Annotated in this window: 15 protein-coding genes; 8 read left to right on the top strand and 7 right to left on the bottom strand. The window is 65.0% G+C overall.

Annotated elements, in window-relative coordinates:
- Genes K410_RS0104320 through K410_RS0104310 form a run of 3 tightly spaced genes read right to left on the bottom strand, consistent with a single transcriptional unit; the run spans position 1 to position 1748 of the window.
- The gene (locus tag K410_RS0104320) at positions 1–738 is read right to left on the bottom strand and encodes a di-trans,poly-cis-decaprenylcistransferase (RefSeq protein ID WP_028133702.1); all 738 of its coding nucleotides are present in this window, start codon (positions 736–738) and stop codon (positions 1–3) included.
- Positions 739–769: 31 nt separating this feature from the next.
- Positions 770–1144, bottom strand: a complete 375-nt coding sequence (locus K410_RS0104315; RefSeq protein ID WP_028133701.1) for a transcriptional regulator — start codon at positions 1142–1144, stop codon at positions 770–772.
- Positions 1131–1748 carry a hypothetical protein gene (locus K410_RS0104310; protein ID WP_028133700.1) on the bottom strand — a complete coding sequence of 206 codons (618 nt, stop codon included), beginning with the start codon at positions 1746–1748 and terminating at the stop codon, positions 1131–1133. The genes K410_RS0104315 and K410_RS0104310 overlap by 14 nt, the downstream gene beginning before the upstream one ends.
- A 194-nt stretch (positions 1749–1942) precedes the next feature.
- Here K410_RS0104310 and K410_RS0104305 point away from each other — a divergent pair, with 194 nt between their 5' ends.
- Entirely contained in the window at positions 1943–3190 is a 1248-nt protein-coding gene (locus K410_RS0104305; RefSeq protein ID WP_028133699.1) for a S1C family serine protease, read from the top strand.
- Between the two features lie 99 nt (positions 3191–3289).
- Here the strand turns inward: K410_RS0104305 and K410_RS0104300 are convergent, their stop codons facing one another.
- Positions 3290–4264, bottom strand: coding sequence for a Bug family tripartite tricarboxylate transporter substrate binding protein (locus K410_RS0104300; protein ID WP_028133698.1), 975 nt, complete (start codon positions 4262–4264; stop codon positions 3290–3292).
- Positions 4265–4388: 124 nt separating this feature from the next.
- Between K410_RS0104300 and K410_RS0104295 the strand changes: the two genes are divergently transcribed.
- Together K410_RS0104295 and K410_RS0104290 are read left to right on the top strand one after the other, a co-directional pair.
- Positions 4389–4799: a VOC family protein gene (locus K410_RS0104295; RefSeq protein ID WP_028133697.1), complete on the top strand. Its 411-nt coding sequence runs from the start codon at positions 4389–4391 to the stop codon at positions 4797–4799.
- 176 nt (positions 4800–4975) lie between these two features.
- Positions 4976–6556 carry an AMP-binding protein gene (locus K410_RS0104290; RefSeq protein WP_028133696.1) on the top strand — a complete coding sequence of 527 codons (1581 nt, stop codon included), beginning with the start codon at positions 4976–4978 and terminating at the stop codon, positions 6554–6556.
- Positions 6557–6649: 93 nt separating this feature from the next.
- On the opposite strand, the gene K410_RS0104285 is transcribed toward K410_RS0104290, so the two are convergent.
- Positions 6650–7744 carry an HD-GYP domain-containing protein gene (locus K410_RS0104285; protein WP_028133695.1) on the bottom strand — a complete coding sequence of 365 codons (1095 nt, stop codon included), beginning with the start codon at positions 7742–7744 and terminating at the stop codon, positions 6650–6652.
- A 267-nt stretch (positions 7745–8011) separates the two neighbouring features.
- Here K410_RS0104285 and K410_RS0104280 point away from each other — a divergent pair, with 267 nt between their 5' ends.
- The 4 genes from K410_RS0104280 (at position 8012) to K410_RS0104265 (ending at position 10648) form a co-directional block, all read left to right on the top strand.
- On the top strand, positions 8012–8788 hold the full coding sequence (locus tag K410_RS0104280) for an alpha/beta fold hydrolase (protein ID WP_028133694.1): 777 nt from the start codon (positions 8012–8014) through the stop codon (positions 8786–8788).
- 24 nt (positions 8789–8812) lie between these two features.
- A complete protein-coding gene (locus K410_RS0104275; RefSeq protein ID WP_028133693.1) occupies positions 8813–9154 on the top strand; it encodes a hypothetical protein in 342 nt (113 codons plus the stop codon).
- Between the two features lie 113 nt (positions 9155–9267).
- Positions 9268–9939, top strand: coding sequence for a dienelactone hydrolase family protein (locus K410_RS0104270; protein ID WP_028133692.1), 672 nt, complete (start codon positions 9268–9270; stop codon positions 9937–9939).
- A gap of 226 nt (positions 9940–10165) precedes the next feature.
- Positions 10166–10648: a hypothetical protein gene (locus tag K410_RS0104265; RefSeq protein ID WP_028133691.1), complete on the top strand. Its 483-nt coding sequence runs from the start codon at positions 10166–10168 to the stop codon at positions 10646–10648.
- Between the two features lie 151 nt (positions 10649–10799).
- Here the strand turns inward: K410_RS0104265 and K410_RS0104260 are convergent, their stop codons facing one another.
- Positions 10800–11546 (bottom strand): polysaccharide biosynthesis/export family protein, encoded by a 747-nt coding sequence (locus K410_RS0104260; RefSeq protein ID WP_028133690.1) that lies wholly within the window; start codon positions 11544–11546, stop codon positions 10800–10802.
- Between the two features lie 212 nt (positions 11547–11758).
- On the bottom strand, positions 11759–12076 hold the full coding sequence (locus K410_RS0104255) for a hypothetical protein (RefSeq protein ID WP_028133689.1): 318 nt from the start codon (positions 12074–12076) through the stop codon (positions 11759–11761).
- Positions 12077–12455: 379 nt separating this feature from the next.
- Here K410_RS0104255 and rpsT point away from each other — a divergent pair, with 379 nt between their 5' ends.
- Positions 12456–12722 (top strand): 30S ribosomal protein S20, encoded by a 267-nt coding sequence (rpsT, locus tag K410_RS0104250; protein ID WP_027563963.1) that lies wholly within the window; start codon positions 12456–12458, stop codon positions 12720–12722.
- Positions 12723–13022 lie beyond the last annotated feature (300 nt).

The following is a 13022-nucleotide window of genomic DNA, read 5'->3' as shown; positions in this document are numbered from 1 at the left end:
TCACACACGGGAGAGTGACGGCACCTCCTCCGGCAGGATCGCCTGGAGGCCGCCAAAGCGGCGCTCGCGGCCGTGGAAGGAGGCCAGCGCCGCGGCGAGATCGCCGGCGTCGAACTCGGGCCACATCCGCTCGGTGAAGTGCAGCTCGGCATAGGCCCCTTCCCAGAGCAGGAAGTCCGAGAGCCGCTTCTCGCCCGAGGTGCGGATGATGAGATCGACGTCGCGCAGGCCGGCTTCGCCGGTGACGAGCTGCGAGAAGGCCTCGCGGGTGATGCTGGTCAGCGCCGCCGCCTTCGCCGCGGCATTGAGGATGGCATCGCGCGCGGAGTAATCGACCGCGATGCGCAAATGCAGCGTGTCGCCCCCGGCGGTGGCCTGTTCGGCCTGCGCGATCGCGCTGGCGATGCCTTCGGGCAGGCGATCGCGGCGACCGATCACGGTGAGCCGCACGCCGTTCTTGACCAGGCTCTGCACCTCGTTGGCGAGATAGAAGCGCAGCAAGGTCATCAATGCGGCTACCTCGGCCTTTGGCCTCCGCCAATTGTCGGTGGAGAAGGCGTAGAGCGTCAGCGTACCGATGCCCTGCTTGGACGCGGCCTCGACGATGCGACGGATGGTCTCGACGCCGGCCTCGTGGCCGCGCACGCGCGACAGGCCGCGCCGTGTCGCCCATCTCCCGTTGCCGTCCATGATGATGCCGACATGAAGCTTCTCGCTATGGGACGCATCACTTTGCATTGCAAAGTCTCCGGTCAAAAAAGGGGAAGGATCAGGTCGAGACGATGCCGAGGCGGCCGAGCGGCGGCGCCTCGCGGCCGGCGGCCCTGGCGGCGTCGCGCACCAGGCGTTCCAGCACGGCGAGATAATCGAGGAAACGGCGGCGCCCGATCTTGGTGAGGCGGCAAGTGGTGTGCGGACGGTTTCCCTCGTAGCCCTTGGTCACGTCGACGAGGCCGGCCTCCTGGAGCACCGCAAGGTGTCGGCTGAGATTGCCGTCGGTGAGGCCGCACAGCTGCTTGAGGTCGGCAAAGGCCAGCCCCTTGGGATGCGCCATCAGCGAGGTCAGAAGCCCGAGCCTCGCCTTCTCGTGAATCACGCGGTCGAGCCCTTCGTAGGAGAAGGGTGCGCTGTCAGTCTTCGACATCATGGTCTCCGGATGCGACATGCAGAATGGCCGCCATCAGCGACTGCCCGATCAGAAAGGGCAGGCCCATGGTCCATGGTGACAGCGTGTGGGTCTGGCTCGCGATCACCACCACCGAAAAGCCGGACACGAAATACCAGGCGCCGGCGAGCGCCACGGGGCGCGGCAGCGAGCGGACGGAGGCGAAAATGCCGATCGACACCAGGATTTGCCACAGGCCCGGCAGCAGCCACAACGTCTCGGCCGCGAACTTCCACATCACCACCGCGAGCAGCACGCCGGCAACGCCTGCGGGCAGGAACTGCTCGACCGCCTGGTGGATCATGGCGTCGGCCAGACCCGAATGATGGCGGCGCGAACGCGCCCGCATCTCGATCCCGATCATCAAGACGGACAGCGCGGCAGCGACGAACCAGCCGGCGAAGAAGCCGAGCGGCTCACCCGTGGGATCGCCGAGCAGCCAGAATTGCAGCACCGCTGTGATGAGCGCGACGGCCCCGGTCGCGGCCATCGTCGCCGGGCCGTAGCCGCGGAAAGCCGTGCCCGCCGCGATCTGGCTGCGGATCGTCACGATGTCGGCCAGCGCCTTGTCGAGATCGCGCATCGGCAACGCCGAAACCTCGCTCACACTTGCTCGCCGGGATTGCCGGCTACTTTGTATCGCAAAGTATACAGCGATGCAAAGCAAACGCAACCGCGAACCGCGGCGAGCGGATCTGTTTTGCGGCGAACAACTGCCGGTTGCGCAAAGCCCGTTCCGGCAGATAAGATGTGCGCGAGAGCGGCCGGGGGCGGAGTATGTGGCTTAAGTCATTGATCATTGCGTTGTTGTCACAGTTGGCTCTCGCCGGCACCGCCGATGCGAAAGGCCCCTTTGGCAGCCTCAAGATCGGTAACTGGATCGGGGGCGCGTTCAGCAACGATGAGACCGGCGCCTTCTCGCATTGCGCCGCCACATCGCCCTATGCGAACGGCGTCATCCTGGTCGTGAGCCAGAATTCCGCCGGCACTTGGTTGCTGGCCTTTGCAAGTCCCGGCTACAACTTCAACAAGGGCGAGAACGCCGCCATCGACGTGACCTTCGATGGCCAGGAGCAGGCCAGGCTGTACGCGACGGCGTATCAGCCCAACATGCTCACGGCCGTCATGCCGCTCAACGTCGTGCGGACGTTCCAGAAGGCGAGCCTGATGGTGGCGACCGCCGGCCGCACGGTTCTGAACTTCGATCTGACGTCGACCGGGCCGGTCATCGCCGCACTGGCCAATTGCGTCACGAGAGTGAAAGCCGACGGGCTCGACAAGGCCGGCGACTTCGCCAAGGGCGCGGCAAAGCCGGCAATGGCCGGCGACAAGCAGGGCGCGCCTCCCGCCAAGCCGGCTCGGACCGGGACCTTCACGGGGACTGGTTTCGTGGTGAGTCCCAACGGACATATCGTCACCAACAGTCACGTGATCGATAGCTGCACCGGCGAGATCAAGGGCAATCTCGCCGGGGAGGCCGCCATGGTTCTGCGCGTCGTCTCCAGCGACGCGACCAACGATCTTGCGCTGCTGCAAGCGCCGGCGACGGCGTCATTCAAGGACTTCGCCAGGATTCGGGACCGCTCCATGCACTCCGGCGATTCCGTAGTGGCCATCGGCTTCCCGCTGCACGGCTATCTTTCCTCCGACCTGACCGTGACCACGGGCATCGTCAGCTCGCTCAGCGGCTTCCGCAATCACACGGGACGCCTGCAGATCAGCGCGGCAATTCAAGCTGGCAACAGTGGAGGCCCCCTCTTCGACATGTCCGGTCAAGTCGCAGGCGTCGTCGTTGCCAAGCTCAACGCGCTCAGGATGATCAAAGAGACCGGGCAGTTGACCGAGAACATCAACTTCGCCATCAAGACCGGCGCGCTGCGCGACTTCCTCGACAATTCCGTGGTGCCTTATCGGACTGGGGAACCAAAGGGCGAGCAGAAAGCCGCCGACATCGCCGCGAACGCCCGCGCCTACACGATGTTGATCTCGTGTACCGGCACGGAGCAGGCGGACGCGAAGCGGTAGAGCGACCGCGGCCAGCTCGGCCCAGACCAAGGAAACGAAGCGCGTAAGAAAAAAGCCCTGCCGAACGGCAGGGCTTCATTCCCGTCATTTCCGGGATCGCTACTCGACCTTCAGGCCGGCGAACTCGACGACCTTCCGCCACTTCTCGGTCTCGGCCTTGATCTCCTCGCCGAACGCTTCCGGAGTCTGCGGCCGCGGCTCGCCGCCGAGCTCGACCAGACGCTTGGCCATGTCGGGCTCCTTGAGCACCGCGTTGACCTCGGCGTTGAGCTTGGCAATGATGTCCTTCGGCGTGTTCTTGGGCGCGCCCATGCCGAACAGCGCGCTGGCCTCGTAGCCCTTCACGGTTTCGGCGACCGTCTGCACGTCGGGCAGCTGCGGCGAGCGCTCCGCCGTGGTGACGCCGATCGCACGAAGCGAGCCGGAGCGGATGTGCTGGATGATCGAAGGCATGTTGTCGAAGATCACCTGCACCTGTCCGGCGAGCATGTCGGTGATCGCGGGCGCCGCGCCGCGATAGGGCACGTGCTGCATCTTGCAGCCGGTCATGGCCATGAACATCTCGCCGGAGAGATGCACCGAGGTGCCGTTGCCGGACGAGGCCATGTTGACCTTGCCGGGATTGGCCTTCACATATTCGATGAACTCGGCGACGTTCTTGGCCGGCACGTCCTTGTTGACGGTCATCACGTTCGGCACGCGCTGGAACGAGGCGACCGGCGCCATGTCGTTCACGAAGTTGAACTTGAGGTTCTTGTAGAGCGAGGCGTTGATGTAATTGGCCGGGTTGACCAGCTGCAGCGTGTAGCCGTCGGGCTCGGCATTGATGACCGATTCGGTTGCGATGTTGTTGCCGGCACCCGGCTTGTTCTCGACCACGAATTGCTGGCCGAGCTTTTCCGAAAGCCGCTGGCCGATCAGGCGCGCCAGGATGTCGGTGGCGCCGCCCGGCGGATAGCCCACCACCCATTTCACGGGCCGGGCCGGATAATCGGCGGCAAGGGCCTTCGACAGCGGGGTGGCTGCAAGCGGACTGGCGGCGAGCAGGCCCAGCGCGGTACGGCGAGTGATCATCTCAAGGGTTCTCCCAGTGTTGTTCTTGAAGGTCGAATAGCTTGTAGGTCGAGCCGATCGGGTTGTAACAAAGGTCGTCGCGGGCGGAAAGTGCGCGGGGCGCATCATGACGAAAGGATGAGACATGACGGTCAAGGTTCATGCCCTGGATCATCTCGTGATCAACGTCAGCGATGTTGCGGCGACAGCGGAGTGGTACCGCAAGATTCTCGGCATGGAAGTCAAGGTGTTCGATCCCGGCGGCGGCAAAGCGCCGCGGACTTTCCTTCAATTCGGTAACCAGAGGATCAACGTGCGCCAGCGCGATGCCGACAGGGTGGAGTGGTTCACCGCCGACCATCCGACCGCCGGCAGCGAGGACCTCTGCTTCCTCACCTCGGCAACACCGGACGAGGTGGCGGCGCATCTGGCTGCACATGGCATCGCGATCGAGGCCGGTCCAGGCCCGCGGCAAGGCGCCCGCGGCACGCTGCGCTCGGTCTATTGCCGGGATCCCGACGGCAGCCTGATCGAGATTTCGTCGTACGCGGATTAGTCTCCGTCATTCCGGGTCTGGTCCTTCGGACCATCCCGGAATGAGGAAAGACCGAACACGCTGCCACTGCACAGAACGCCCATCTCCTCATTTGCACCCCGCGTCATCCGATGGCAGGAAGACGCAATAATCGCATGACAGCCGCCATCAAGATGCGGGATGCACGGGGAGGAGCCATGTCACTTCAACAAACCACCGCCGGAATCGTCGGCCCGTTCGACGGACTCGACGTGCCCTGGTTGCTCAAGATGCGCGCCGAGGTCCGGCGCGATCATCCGTTCCTGATCTGGGCGCCGTTCGAGGCACCGGCGCGGCGCTGGAGCTATGGCGAGTTTCACGAGCGGGTCGGCGCGCTGGCGGCGGGGCTGGCACGGCGCGGCGTGAAGCCGGGCGAATATGTGCTCATTCATCTCGACAATTGCATCGAGGCGATGCTGGCCTGGTTTGCCTGTGTCGAGCTCGGGGCCATCGCGGTCACCACCAACACGCGCTCGGCACCGGCCGAGATCGCGTATTTCGCAGATCATTGCGGCGCGGTTGCCGCGATCACCCAACCCGCCTATGCGGAACTCGTCGCGCAGAACTGCCGCAACATTCGCTGGATGGCGGTGACCTCACATGATGCCGGCGCGGCGCCTGCGCAGGCGGTCTCCCGCGGTGACAGGTTTGAATCGCTGTTCGCCGACAGCGCCGACCGCCCCAGGCGCCCGACCGATCCGCTGGCGCCGTGCAGCGTGCAGTACACCTCGGGCACGACATCGCGACCCAAAGCGGTGCTGTGGACCCACGCCAACGCGCTGTGGGGCGCCAAGATCAACGCCGCGCATGAGGACCTGCACGCGAGCGATGTGCATCAGACCTACCTGCCGCTGTTCCACACCAACGCGCTGGCCTATTCCATGCTGGCCACGCTGTGGGTCGGCGCCACTTGCGTGATCCAGCCGCGCTTCTCGGCGAGCCGGTTCTGGGGCGTCGCGCGCGAGCACGGCGCGACCTGGACCTCGACCATCCCGTTCTGCATGAAGGCGCTGCTGGAGCAGGAGATCCCGAAAGACCACAAGTTCCGCCTGTGGGGCACCGCCATCAACGAACCGCCGGCCTTCGCCGCCTTCGGCATCAAGATGATCGGCTGGTGGGGCATGACCGAGACCATCACCCACGGCATCGTCGGCGAGGTCGACCAGCCCAACATCCCGATGTCGATCGGCCGCGCCGCGCCCGAATATCAGATCCGCATCACCGACGACGAGGGCCGGCCGACCGAGGTCGGCGGCACCGGCAATCTGTCGATCAAGGGCATCCCCGGCCTGTCGCTGTTCGCCGAATATCTGCACAATGAGAAAGCCACGCGCGAGAGCTTCGACGAGCACGGCTTCTTCCTCACCGGCGACCGCGTCGAGCGGCTCCAAAACGGCTACATCAAGTTCGGCGACCGCGCCAAGGACATGCTGAAGGTCGGCGGCGAGAACGTCGCGGCCTCCGAGATCGAGCAGGTGATCGCGCTGGTAGCGGGCGTGCGCGAAGCCGCCGTGGTGGCGAAGCCGCACCCGATGCTGGACGAGGTGCCGGTGGTCTTCATCATCCCGCTGGGCGGTGTCGCCGGCGCCGCGCCCGATCTGCACGAGCGGGTGATGGAAGCCTGCCGCAAAGGCCTTGCCGATTTCAAGGTGCCGCGCGAGATCAGGCTGGTCGACGACATGCCGCGCTCGACGCTGGAGAAGGTCGCCAAGGCGGAGCTGCGGAAGATGGTGGGGTGAGGGAATGTCATTCCGGGGCAACGCGTAGCGTTGAACCCGGAATCTCGAGATTCCGGGTTCGCGCTTCGCGCGCCCCGGAATGACGGGCTAGTTTCAGAACGACCCCAGCGCCACCGGGCGGAACGCTTGCAGCAGCTGCTGGTCGAGCTTGCCGCTCATGCCTTCCATCATGGCAAACGCACGCGAATGCGTGAACGGCATGCGGTAGGCGCGTTTCTCGACCAGCGCGGCGTAGATGTCGACGATCGTCGTCAGACGCACGATGTCGCTGATCTGGTTCGACGACAGGCCGTTCGGATAGCCGCTGCCGTCGAGAAACTCGTGATGATGCAGGATCACGTCGAGCATCTCCGGCGGGAAACCGCCCTGGGCGGCAAGCGCGTCATAGCCGCGGCGAGGATGCTGGCGCACCTCGGCCATCTCCTCGTCGGTGAGCTTGCCCGGCTTGTCGAGCAGCGCGGAGGGAACGAAGGCCTTGCCGACGTCGTGAAGCAGCGCGGCGCGGACGAGGCGGCGCTGATCGTCCTCGCGCATGCCGAGATGCTGCGCGAAGGCGACCGCGAAGCCGGTGACGAACAGGCAGTGGCGATAGCTGCCGACATGATGGCAGCCGACCGTGGTGAGCCATTCGCGCAGCGAGGAATGCTTGATCGCCTTCAGGATCTTGCTTTCCGCCGCGATGACGTCGTCGAAGGTCAGGGGCACGCCGAGCGGCAGCTTCTCGAACATCTTCGCCAGCACCGCATGCGCCGCCTCGACGCCGCGGTTGAGCGTCTTGCCGCGATCGGTCGCGTCATAGGCCGCGGTGTCCGGGAAGGCGGCGCGAATGCGCTGCAGGATGGCCTCGGCCTGGAGCGGGCGTGAGATGGTGTCGGTAGCTCCTAACGCCCAGGCCTGCATGGTGCCGTGATGGAGGGCGTCCGCGAGGACGAACAGCCGCGGCATCGAGCGATAGGCATCGCCGCGCAGCTTGTTGCGCACCCGCTGCACGCTTTCGGGCGAGCGCAGGTTGATGTCGACCACGAGGCCGGAGAGATCGCGCGAGGGCTTTTCGGGGATGTCCTGCGTCGTCACCGTCGAGACGTCGCCGACCGCTTTCAGGATGCTGGCGAGCTCGGAACTCTCGTCGCTCCGGTCGGAGGCGAGCAGAAGCCGGCGTTTGGCGGCGGATTTGGCTGGCGCGTTCATGGCTTCCCCAAAGCATGGGATCGGGATTTGGCATCAGCCTAAGCCGGATCAGGTTCTCCGGCCCTTAAGAGGCGTGCTCAATGGAACCTTGGGGAATTCGGTGCAATTTTATGGGTTCTGGTTGCGATGGCGGGACCTGAAATCTGCAAAACAACCCCATGCACAGTACAATGGCATTGATAACAAAGGGCAATTTTTCGCGCTTTCGCGCCCCCCTGCGCTGTCATTCGCCGCTAGAGTGAGCAAGAGACAAGAGGGACGGAAACCATGCCTGGGATCAATCGGGACGGCGTCAATATCCATTACGAGGTTCACGGCGAGGGACCGCCGCTGCTGCTCACCCATGGCTATTCCTCGACGTCGGCGATGTGGCATGGTCAGGTCGATGCGCTCGCCAGGGAGCACAAGCTGATCCTGTGGGACATGCGCGGCCACGGCCGGTCCGACTATCCCGATGATCCCCGCGCGTACAGCGAAGCCCTCACGGTCGGTGACATGGCGGCGATCCTCGATGCGGTCGGTGCGGAGCGCGCGATCATCGGCGGATTGTCGCTCGGCGGCTACATGTCGCTCGCGTTCTATCGCGCCCATCCGGAGCGGACGCGCGCGCTGCTGATCATCGACACCGGCCCCGGTTTCAAGAAGGACGACGCGCGCGAAGCCTGGAATGCGCGGGCGCTCGCCACCGCCGACAGGCTCGACCGCGAAGGCCTCGAGGTCCTGAAGTCGGCAACGCCCGAGCGCGCCGCCGCCAGTCATCGCGATGCCAAGGGACTGGCGCTCGCCGCACGCGGCATGCTGACCCAGCGCGATGCCCGCGTGATCGAGCTGCTGCCCGACATCAAGGTGCCCTCGCTGATCGTGGTCGGTGCCGACGACACGCCGTTCCTGGCCGCGTCCGACTACATGACCGCAAAAATCCCCGGGGCACAAAAGGTCGCGATCCCCGCTGCCGGTCACGCCGTCAACATCGATCAGCCCAAGGCTTTTGTTGACGCCGTCTCGGCTTTCCTGAAGAACTTGCCTGAAGAACCTGCGGCATAGGCTAGGCAATCCGGGACGCAAGACATGATGCGAGCGATCTTCGCGGCCGTCGCAACGACTGCGCTGCTGTCGTCGTCGGCGCAGGCCGAGCCGTTCGGCGCGGTGCCGTCGCGCCGGCCCTTCGTCGCGACCTTGTCCAACAACATTCCGCTCGCCTTCGGCATGGACGCCGAGCAGACCGCCCGCGCCCTCGGGCAGCCACTGCAATATGTGCGCGGGCGTCCCGGCAACGAGATCTATCTCGCGCTGCGCAACATCGGCGGCAGCGGCCTGATCCCCTATCGCCACCGCCTGTTTCTGCAATTCCGCCAGGGGCGGCTGGCGGGATGGAAGGAGGATTACGGCGAGAACTGGATGTGGGAGTAGGTGCTGCCCGCTGCGGCACCTCGGCCTTTCATCCTTCGAGACGCGCGCGAAGGGCGCGCTCCTCAGGATGAGGGGAGAGACTGAGTTCTTAACAACTAAAAAGGACAACCCGCGTGGGACAGGACATCAAGCTGACGGCCTCCGACAATTTCCAGCTCGGCGCCTATCGCGCTGACTCCTCGGGCGCACCGAAGGGCGCGGTGGTGGTGATCCAGGAGATCTTTGGCGTCAATCACCACATCCGCTCGGTCTGCGACCGCCTCGCCGGGGAAGGCTATGTCGCGATCGCGCCGTCGATCTTCGACCGCACCGCGCCGAACTTCCAGTCGGGCTATTCGCCCGATGAGGTCGCCGAAGCGCGCAAGTTCGTTGCCAATCCGGACTGGGCTGCGATGCTGCGCGACACGCAGGCGGCGATCGATGCGGTGAAGGACATCGGCCCGGTCGGGATCATCGGCTTTTGCCTGGGCGGCAGCATCGCCTTCGTCGCGGCGACGCGATTGACCGGCCTGAAGGCCGCGATCGGCTATTACGGCGGCGCCGTCGTTCGCTTTGCCGAGGAGACGCCGAAGGTGCCGACCCAATTGCATTTCGGCGAGAAGGATGCGGGCATCCCCTTGACCGACGTCGAGACCATCAAGTCGAAACGGCCCGAGGTCGAGGTCTTCGTCTATCCGGGCGCGCAGCACGGCTTCCATTGCGACGAGCGCGCCAGCTACGACAAGGCCAGCGCCGACATCGCCTGGCCGCGCAGCATGGAATTCTTTGCGAAGCATTTGAGATAGGACTTGTGTTTCTCTTCTGTCATTCCGGGATGCGCCGCGAAGCGGTGCAGGCCCGCAATCCATACTCCCGATCGTGGTTATGGATTCCGGGTTCGCGCTAACGCGCGCCCCGGAATGACCGGGGAGAGGGTTGGGCCTTGCCTCCAAAGCAGAAATCGGGTGGCTGCAGCGTGGCGCGCGGCGATAGAGCTGGCGGATCAAAGCCAGCTCACGCCGGGAGATCGCCATGCAGCAATCCATCACGCATCTCGTCATCCGCAATCCGTTCGGAACCATGGATGTCCCTTCTCCTGACGATTCCGAGGTGATGGATTATGCCGCGACGGCCTCGCTGCCCGGCGATGCCGCGGACGACAATGCGGCATCGTGGGCAACAATCGCAGCGCGATCCGACCCGCTCGAAGGCATGTGGACGAGCCGCTGGAACGGCGGGGCCGATCCGACCATTGTCGGCGATACGCCGGACAAATGGAAACAGGGATGCGCGGAGATCCGCGTCGGGGCCGGCCGGGTCTATCTGCGCTTCGACTGGGACGATGGCCGCCGGCACGGGCTGATCGAGGCCGCGCGCGAAGGCGCAGCTCGCCTGGTCGGAAAATACATCAACCTGACCACGCCGGCGATCACGCGACCATGGGTCGGCCTCGTGATCGACGCTAGCCGGATCGACGGATGTTTTCCGAACGGCCGGCTGGATTTTCGAAGGTAGGAATCTGGTGACGTCCCCCGCCGTCATTCCGGGATGCGCCGACAGGCGCAGGCCCGGAATCCATCGTGAGGCAGAGTCGGTGGAGAAAGGGATTCCGGGTTCGCGTTTAGGCGCGCCTCGGAATGACGCGAAGAGAGAGTTTGGCTGAAACCTAGAACCAGCGCTCGCCGACGAACACGGTGTCGCCGGGGTTCAAGGGTGTGCCGAGCGGCACCACGGCGCGCATGGATCCGCCGCGCTCGGTGTGGGTGACGGTGACCACGTCGCGCTTGGCGCGGGGCGAGAAGCCGCCGGCGATCGCGACAGCGCTCTCGACCGTCATGTTCGGCACGTAAGGATATTGGCCGGGCGCGGTGACTTCGCCGAGGATGAAGAACGGACGATAGGCCTCGATCTCCACCGCGACCGAAGGCTCGCGAATGTAGCCGTTGCGCAGGCGCGCGGCGATCTCGCCGGCAAGTCCGGCGGTGGTGCGACCGCGTGCCGGCACCGCGCCGATCAGCGGCATGGTGATGGAGCCGCCGGCATCGATGGCGTAGCTGTTGGTGAGACCTTCCTGGCCGTAGACCACGACGCGGAGCTTGTCGCCGGCGTCGAGATGGTAGGAGGCGTCATAGCGCACCGGCGCCGCCATCGGCGCGGCGTAGCCGACCGGCATGGGGGCGGGCGACGAGGCAAAGGAATTGCGCAGCGCGCCGATGGCGCCGCCGCCGTCGGCGACGACAACCGGCTGCGGCGCATTGTAGGGCTGGCCATAGGCCATGGAATCAAGGTCGGCGCGCGGTGGCATGACCGCGACGGGGCCCGCGGTCTGCATGCAGCCGCCAAGGGTCAGCGCGGCGGACGCTGTCAGGACCACTGCCGAGATCGACGATCGAAACGCGCGTGCAACTGGCACCGGACCTATCCCTCGAAACGAGACAGCTCCAGTGATGCACCGGTTATGGTTAATAAAGCGTTTGCGGGGAGCGCTGTGACGCGACGCCGCTCGATGCAGACACGGTGCGCCCTTTCTCCCGCTTGCAAACGGAAGAAGTGCACCGAGCTTGTGCTTGCCTTAAGCGCCCACGCCGACGCCGATCGGGCGGGACACACCGGTGCCGCCAAAGATCAATCCCGGGAATAGCCGATCAGCGGCTTCCGCGGCCGGAACAGGATCATCAGCAGGATGCCGAGAATGCCGAGGACGGCAAAGACCGGCTGATCCAGCAGCAGGCGGATCACCGAGGTCCAGAGCCAGGGCGCCTTGGCCTCGACCCAGGTCCGGAAGGCCGACTGGCTGGCCTGATTGATGTCGTTCCAGAACTGGCCGAACCGGGTGAACCTGAGGGTCTGATCGGCCACCCAGCGGGCGCCGTCATAGACCATGAAGATGAACCCGCCGGCGAGCAGCAACAGCCCAATCAGTCGGAAAAAGCCGCGGATCATGCCTCACCTTATTTGGTCGTCCGATCGGAGGACCTGGACAAGACCCCGCCAGCCAATAGCCGGGCGACGGCAGAAATTCAACCTCTTCAGGGCGTTACAGTGCCTCCTGGGACGCCTTGGGGCCGCTTTTCCAGCCCGGAAAGCGTTGACGGTGCCGAAGAGCCTCTCTATAAGGGCGCCAACTGGCGGTGGGCGCAATCCTGCCGCCGCTGTTCTTTGAGCAGTTGCAGGCCACTTGAGCTTAGGGCTCCTTGAGGCCTCATGTTCCCGGGACAGCCCAGCAACCGAACACCCTAAATCCGAGCGTCGATTCCGCGGTCAAGCAAGCCGGCGCTACCCGACCAAGACGCGACCGGTACCCGCAAAGGATATTGAGACCATGGCCAATACCACTTCCGCCAAGAAAGCGACGCGCAAGATCGCCCGCCGCACCGCCGTCAACAAGTCGCGCCGCACCCAGATGCGCGGTGCCGTGCGGACCGTCGAGGAAGCCATCGCGACCGGCGACCGCGCCGCCGCCGTGAAGGCGCTGGCGAATGCCGAGCCGGCCTTGATGCGTGCCGCGCAGCGCAACATCATTCACAAGAACAACGCCAGCCGCAAAGTCTCGCGCCTCACCGCGCAGATCGCCAAGCTCGCCAAGTAAGCTCGCAAGCAAGCTCGTCAGGTCAGCCTGCAAGTCACGGTGGGCCGACCGGTCGACGGATCGATCGCACATCGCACACGTCAAACAGCCCGGCATCGCGCCGGGCTTTTTTGTTGCCTGTCATGATACACGGAAAGCGGACACGCACGATCGACGCTCGATCGGCGGGCTCGCAGCGCCTGCACCATTCTTCGTTCCGTAGTTCTACCTGCCGATGTCCTGCAACAGCAGTCTTGCAACGGCGCAGACCTTCACCGCGTTGCGAAAACCCCTGTGCCGCGGGCTCGAATTGAATCCGCA

It is taken from the genome of Bradyrhizobium sp. 22, from assembly GCF_000482425.1.
Classification (GTDB): Bacteria; Pseudomonadota; Alphaproteobacteria; order Rhizobiales; family Xanthobacteraceae; genus Bradyrhizobium; species Bradyrhizobium japonicum_B.
Note: the sequence above shows the minus strand (reverse complement) of the source record. Positions and strands in the feature narration are given on the sequence as shown.

What these genes read in the sequence shown, in the direction of transcription:
- K410_RS0104320 (WP_028133702.1), bottom strand. Translation starts at nt 738, where the DNA reads ATGCAAAGTGATGCGTCCCATAGCGAGAAGCTTCATGTCGGCATCATC.
- K410_RS0104315 (WP_028133701.1), bottom strand. Translation starts at nt 1,144, where the DNA reads ATGTCGAAGACTGACAGCGCACCCTTCTCCTACGAAGGGCTCGACCGC.
- K410_RS0104310 (WP_028133700.1), bottom strand. Translation starts at nt 1,748, where the DNA reads ATGCGCGATCTCGACAAGGCGCTGGCCGACATCGTGACGATCCGCAGC.
- K410_RS0104305 (WP_028133699.1), top strand. Translation starts at nt 1,943, where the DNA reads ATGTGGCTTAAGTCATTGATCATTGCGTTGTTGTCACAGTTGGCTCTC.
- K410_RS0104300 (WP_028133698.1), bottom strand. Translation starts at nt 4,264, where the DNA reads ATGATCACTCGCCGTACCGCGCTGGGCCTGCTCGCCGCCAGTCCGCTT.
- K410_RS0104295 (WP_028133697.1), top strand. Translation starts at nt 4,389, where the DNA reads ATGACGGTCAAGGTTCATGCCCTGGATCATCTCGTGATCAACGTCAGC.
- K410_RS0104290 (WP_028133696.1), top strand. Translation starts at nt 4,976, where the DNA reads ATGTCACTTCAACAAACCACCGCCGGAATCGTCGGCCCGTTCGACGGA.
- K410_RS0104285 (WP_028133695.1), bottom strand. Translation starts at nt 7,744, where the DNA reads ATGAACGCGCCAGCCAAATCCGCCGCCAAACGCCGGCTTCTGCTCGCC.
- K410_RS0104280 (WP_028133694.1), top strand. Translation starts at nt 8,012, where the DNA reads ATGCCTGGGATCAATCGGGACGGCGTCAATATCCATTACGAGGTTCAC.
- K410_RS0104275 (WP_028133693.1), top strand. Translation starts at nt 8,813, where the DNA reads ATGATGCGAGCGATCTTCGCGGCCGTCGCAACGACTGCGCTGCTGTCG.
- K410_RS0104265 (WP_028133691.1), top strand. Translation starts at nt 10,166, where the DNA reads ATGCAGCAATCCATCACGCATCTCGTCATCCGCAATCCGTTCGGAACC.
- K410_RS0104255 (WP_028133689.1), bottom strand. Translation starts at nt 12,076, where the DNA reads ATGATCCGCGGCTTTTTCCGACTGATTGGGCTGTTGCTGCTCGCCGGC.
- rpsT (WP_027563963.1), top strand. Translation starts at nt 12,456, where the DNA reads ATGGCCAATACCACTTCCGCCAAGAAAGCGACGCGCAAGATCGCCCGC.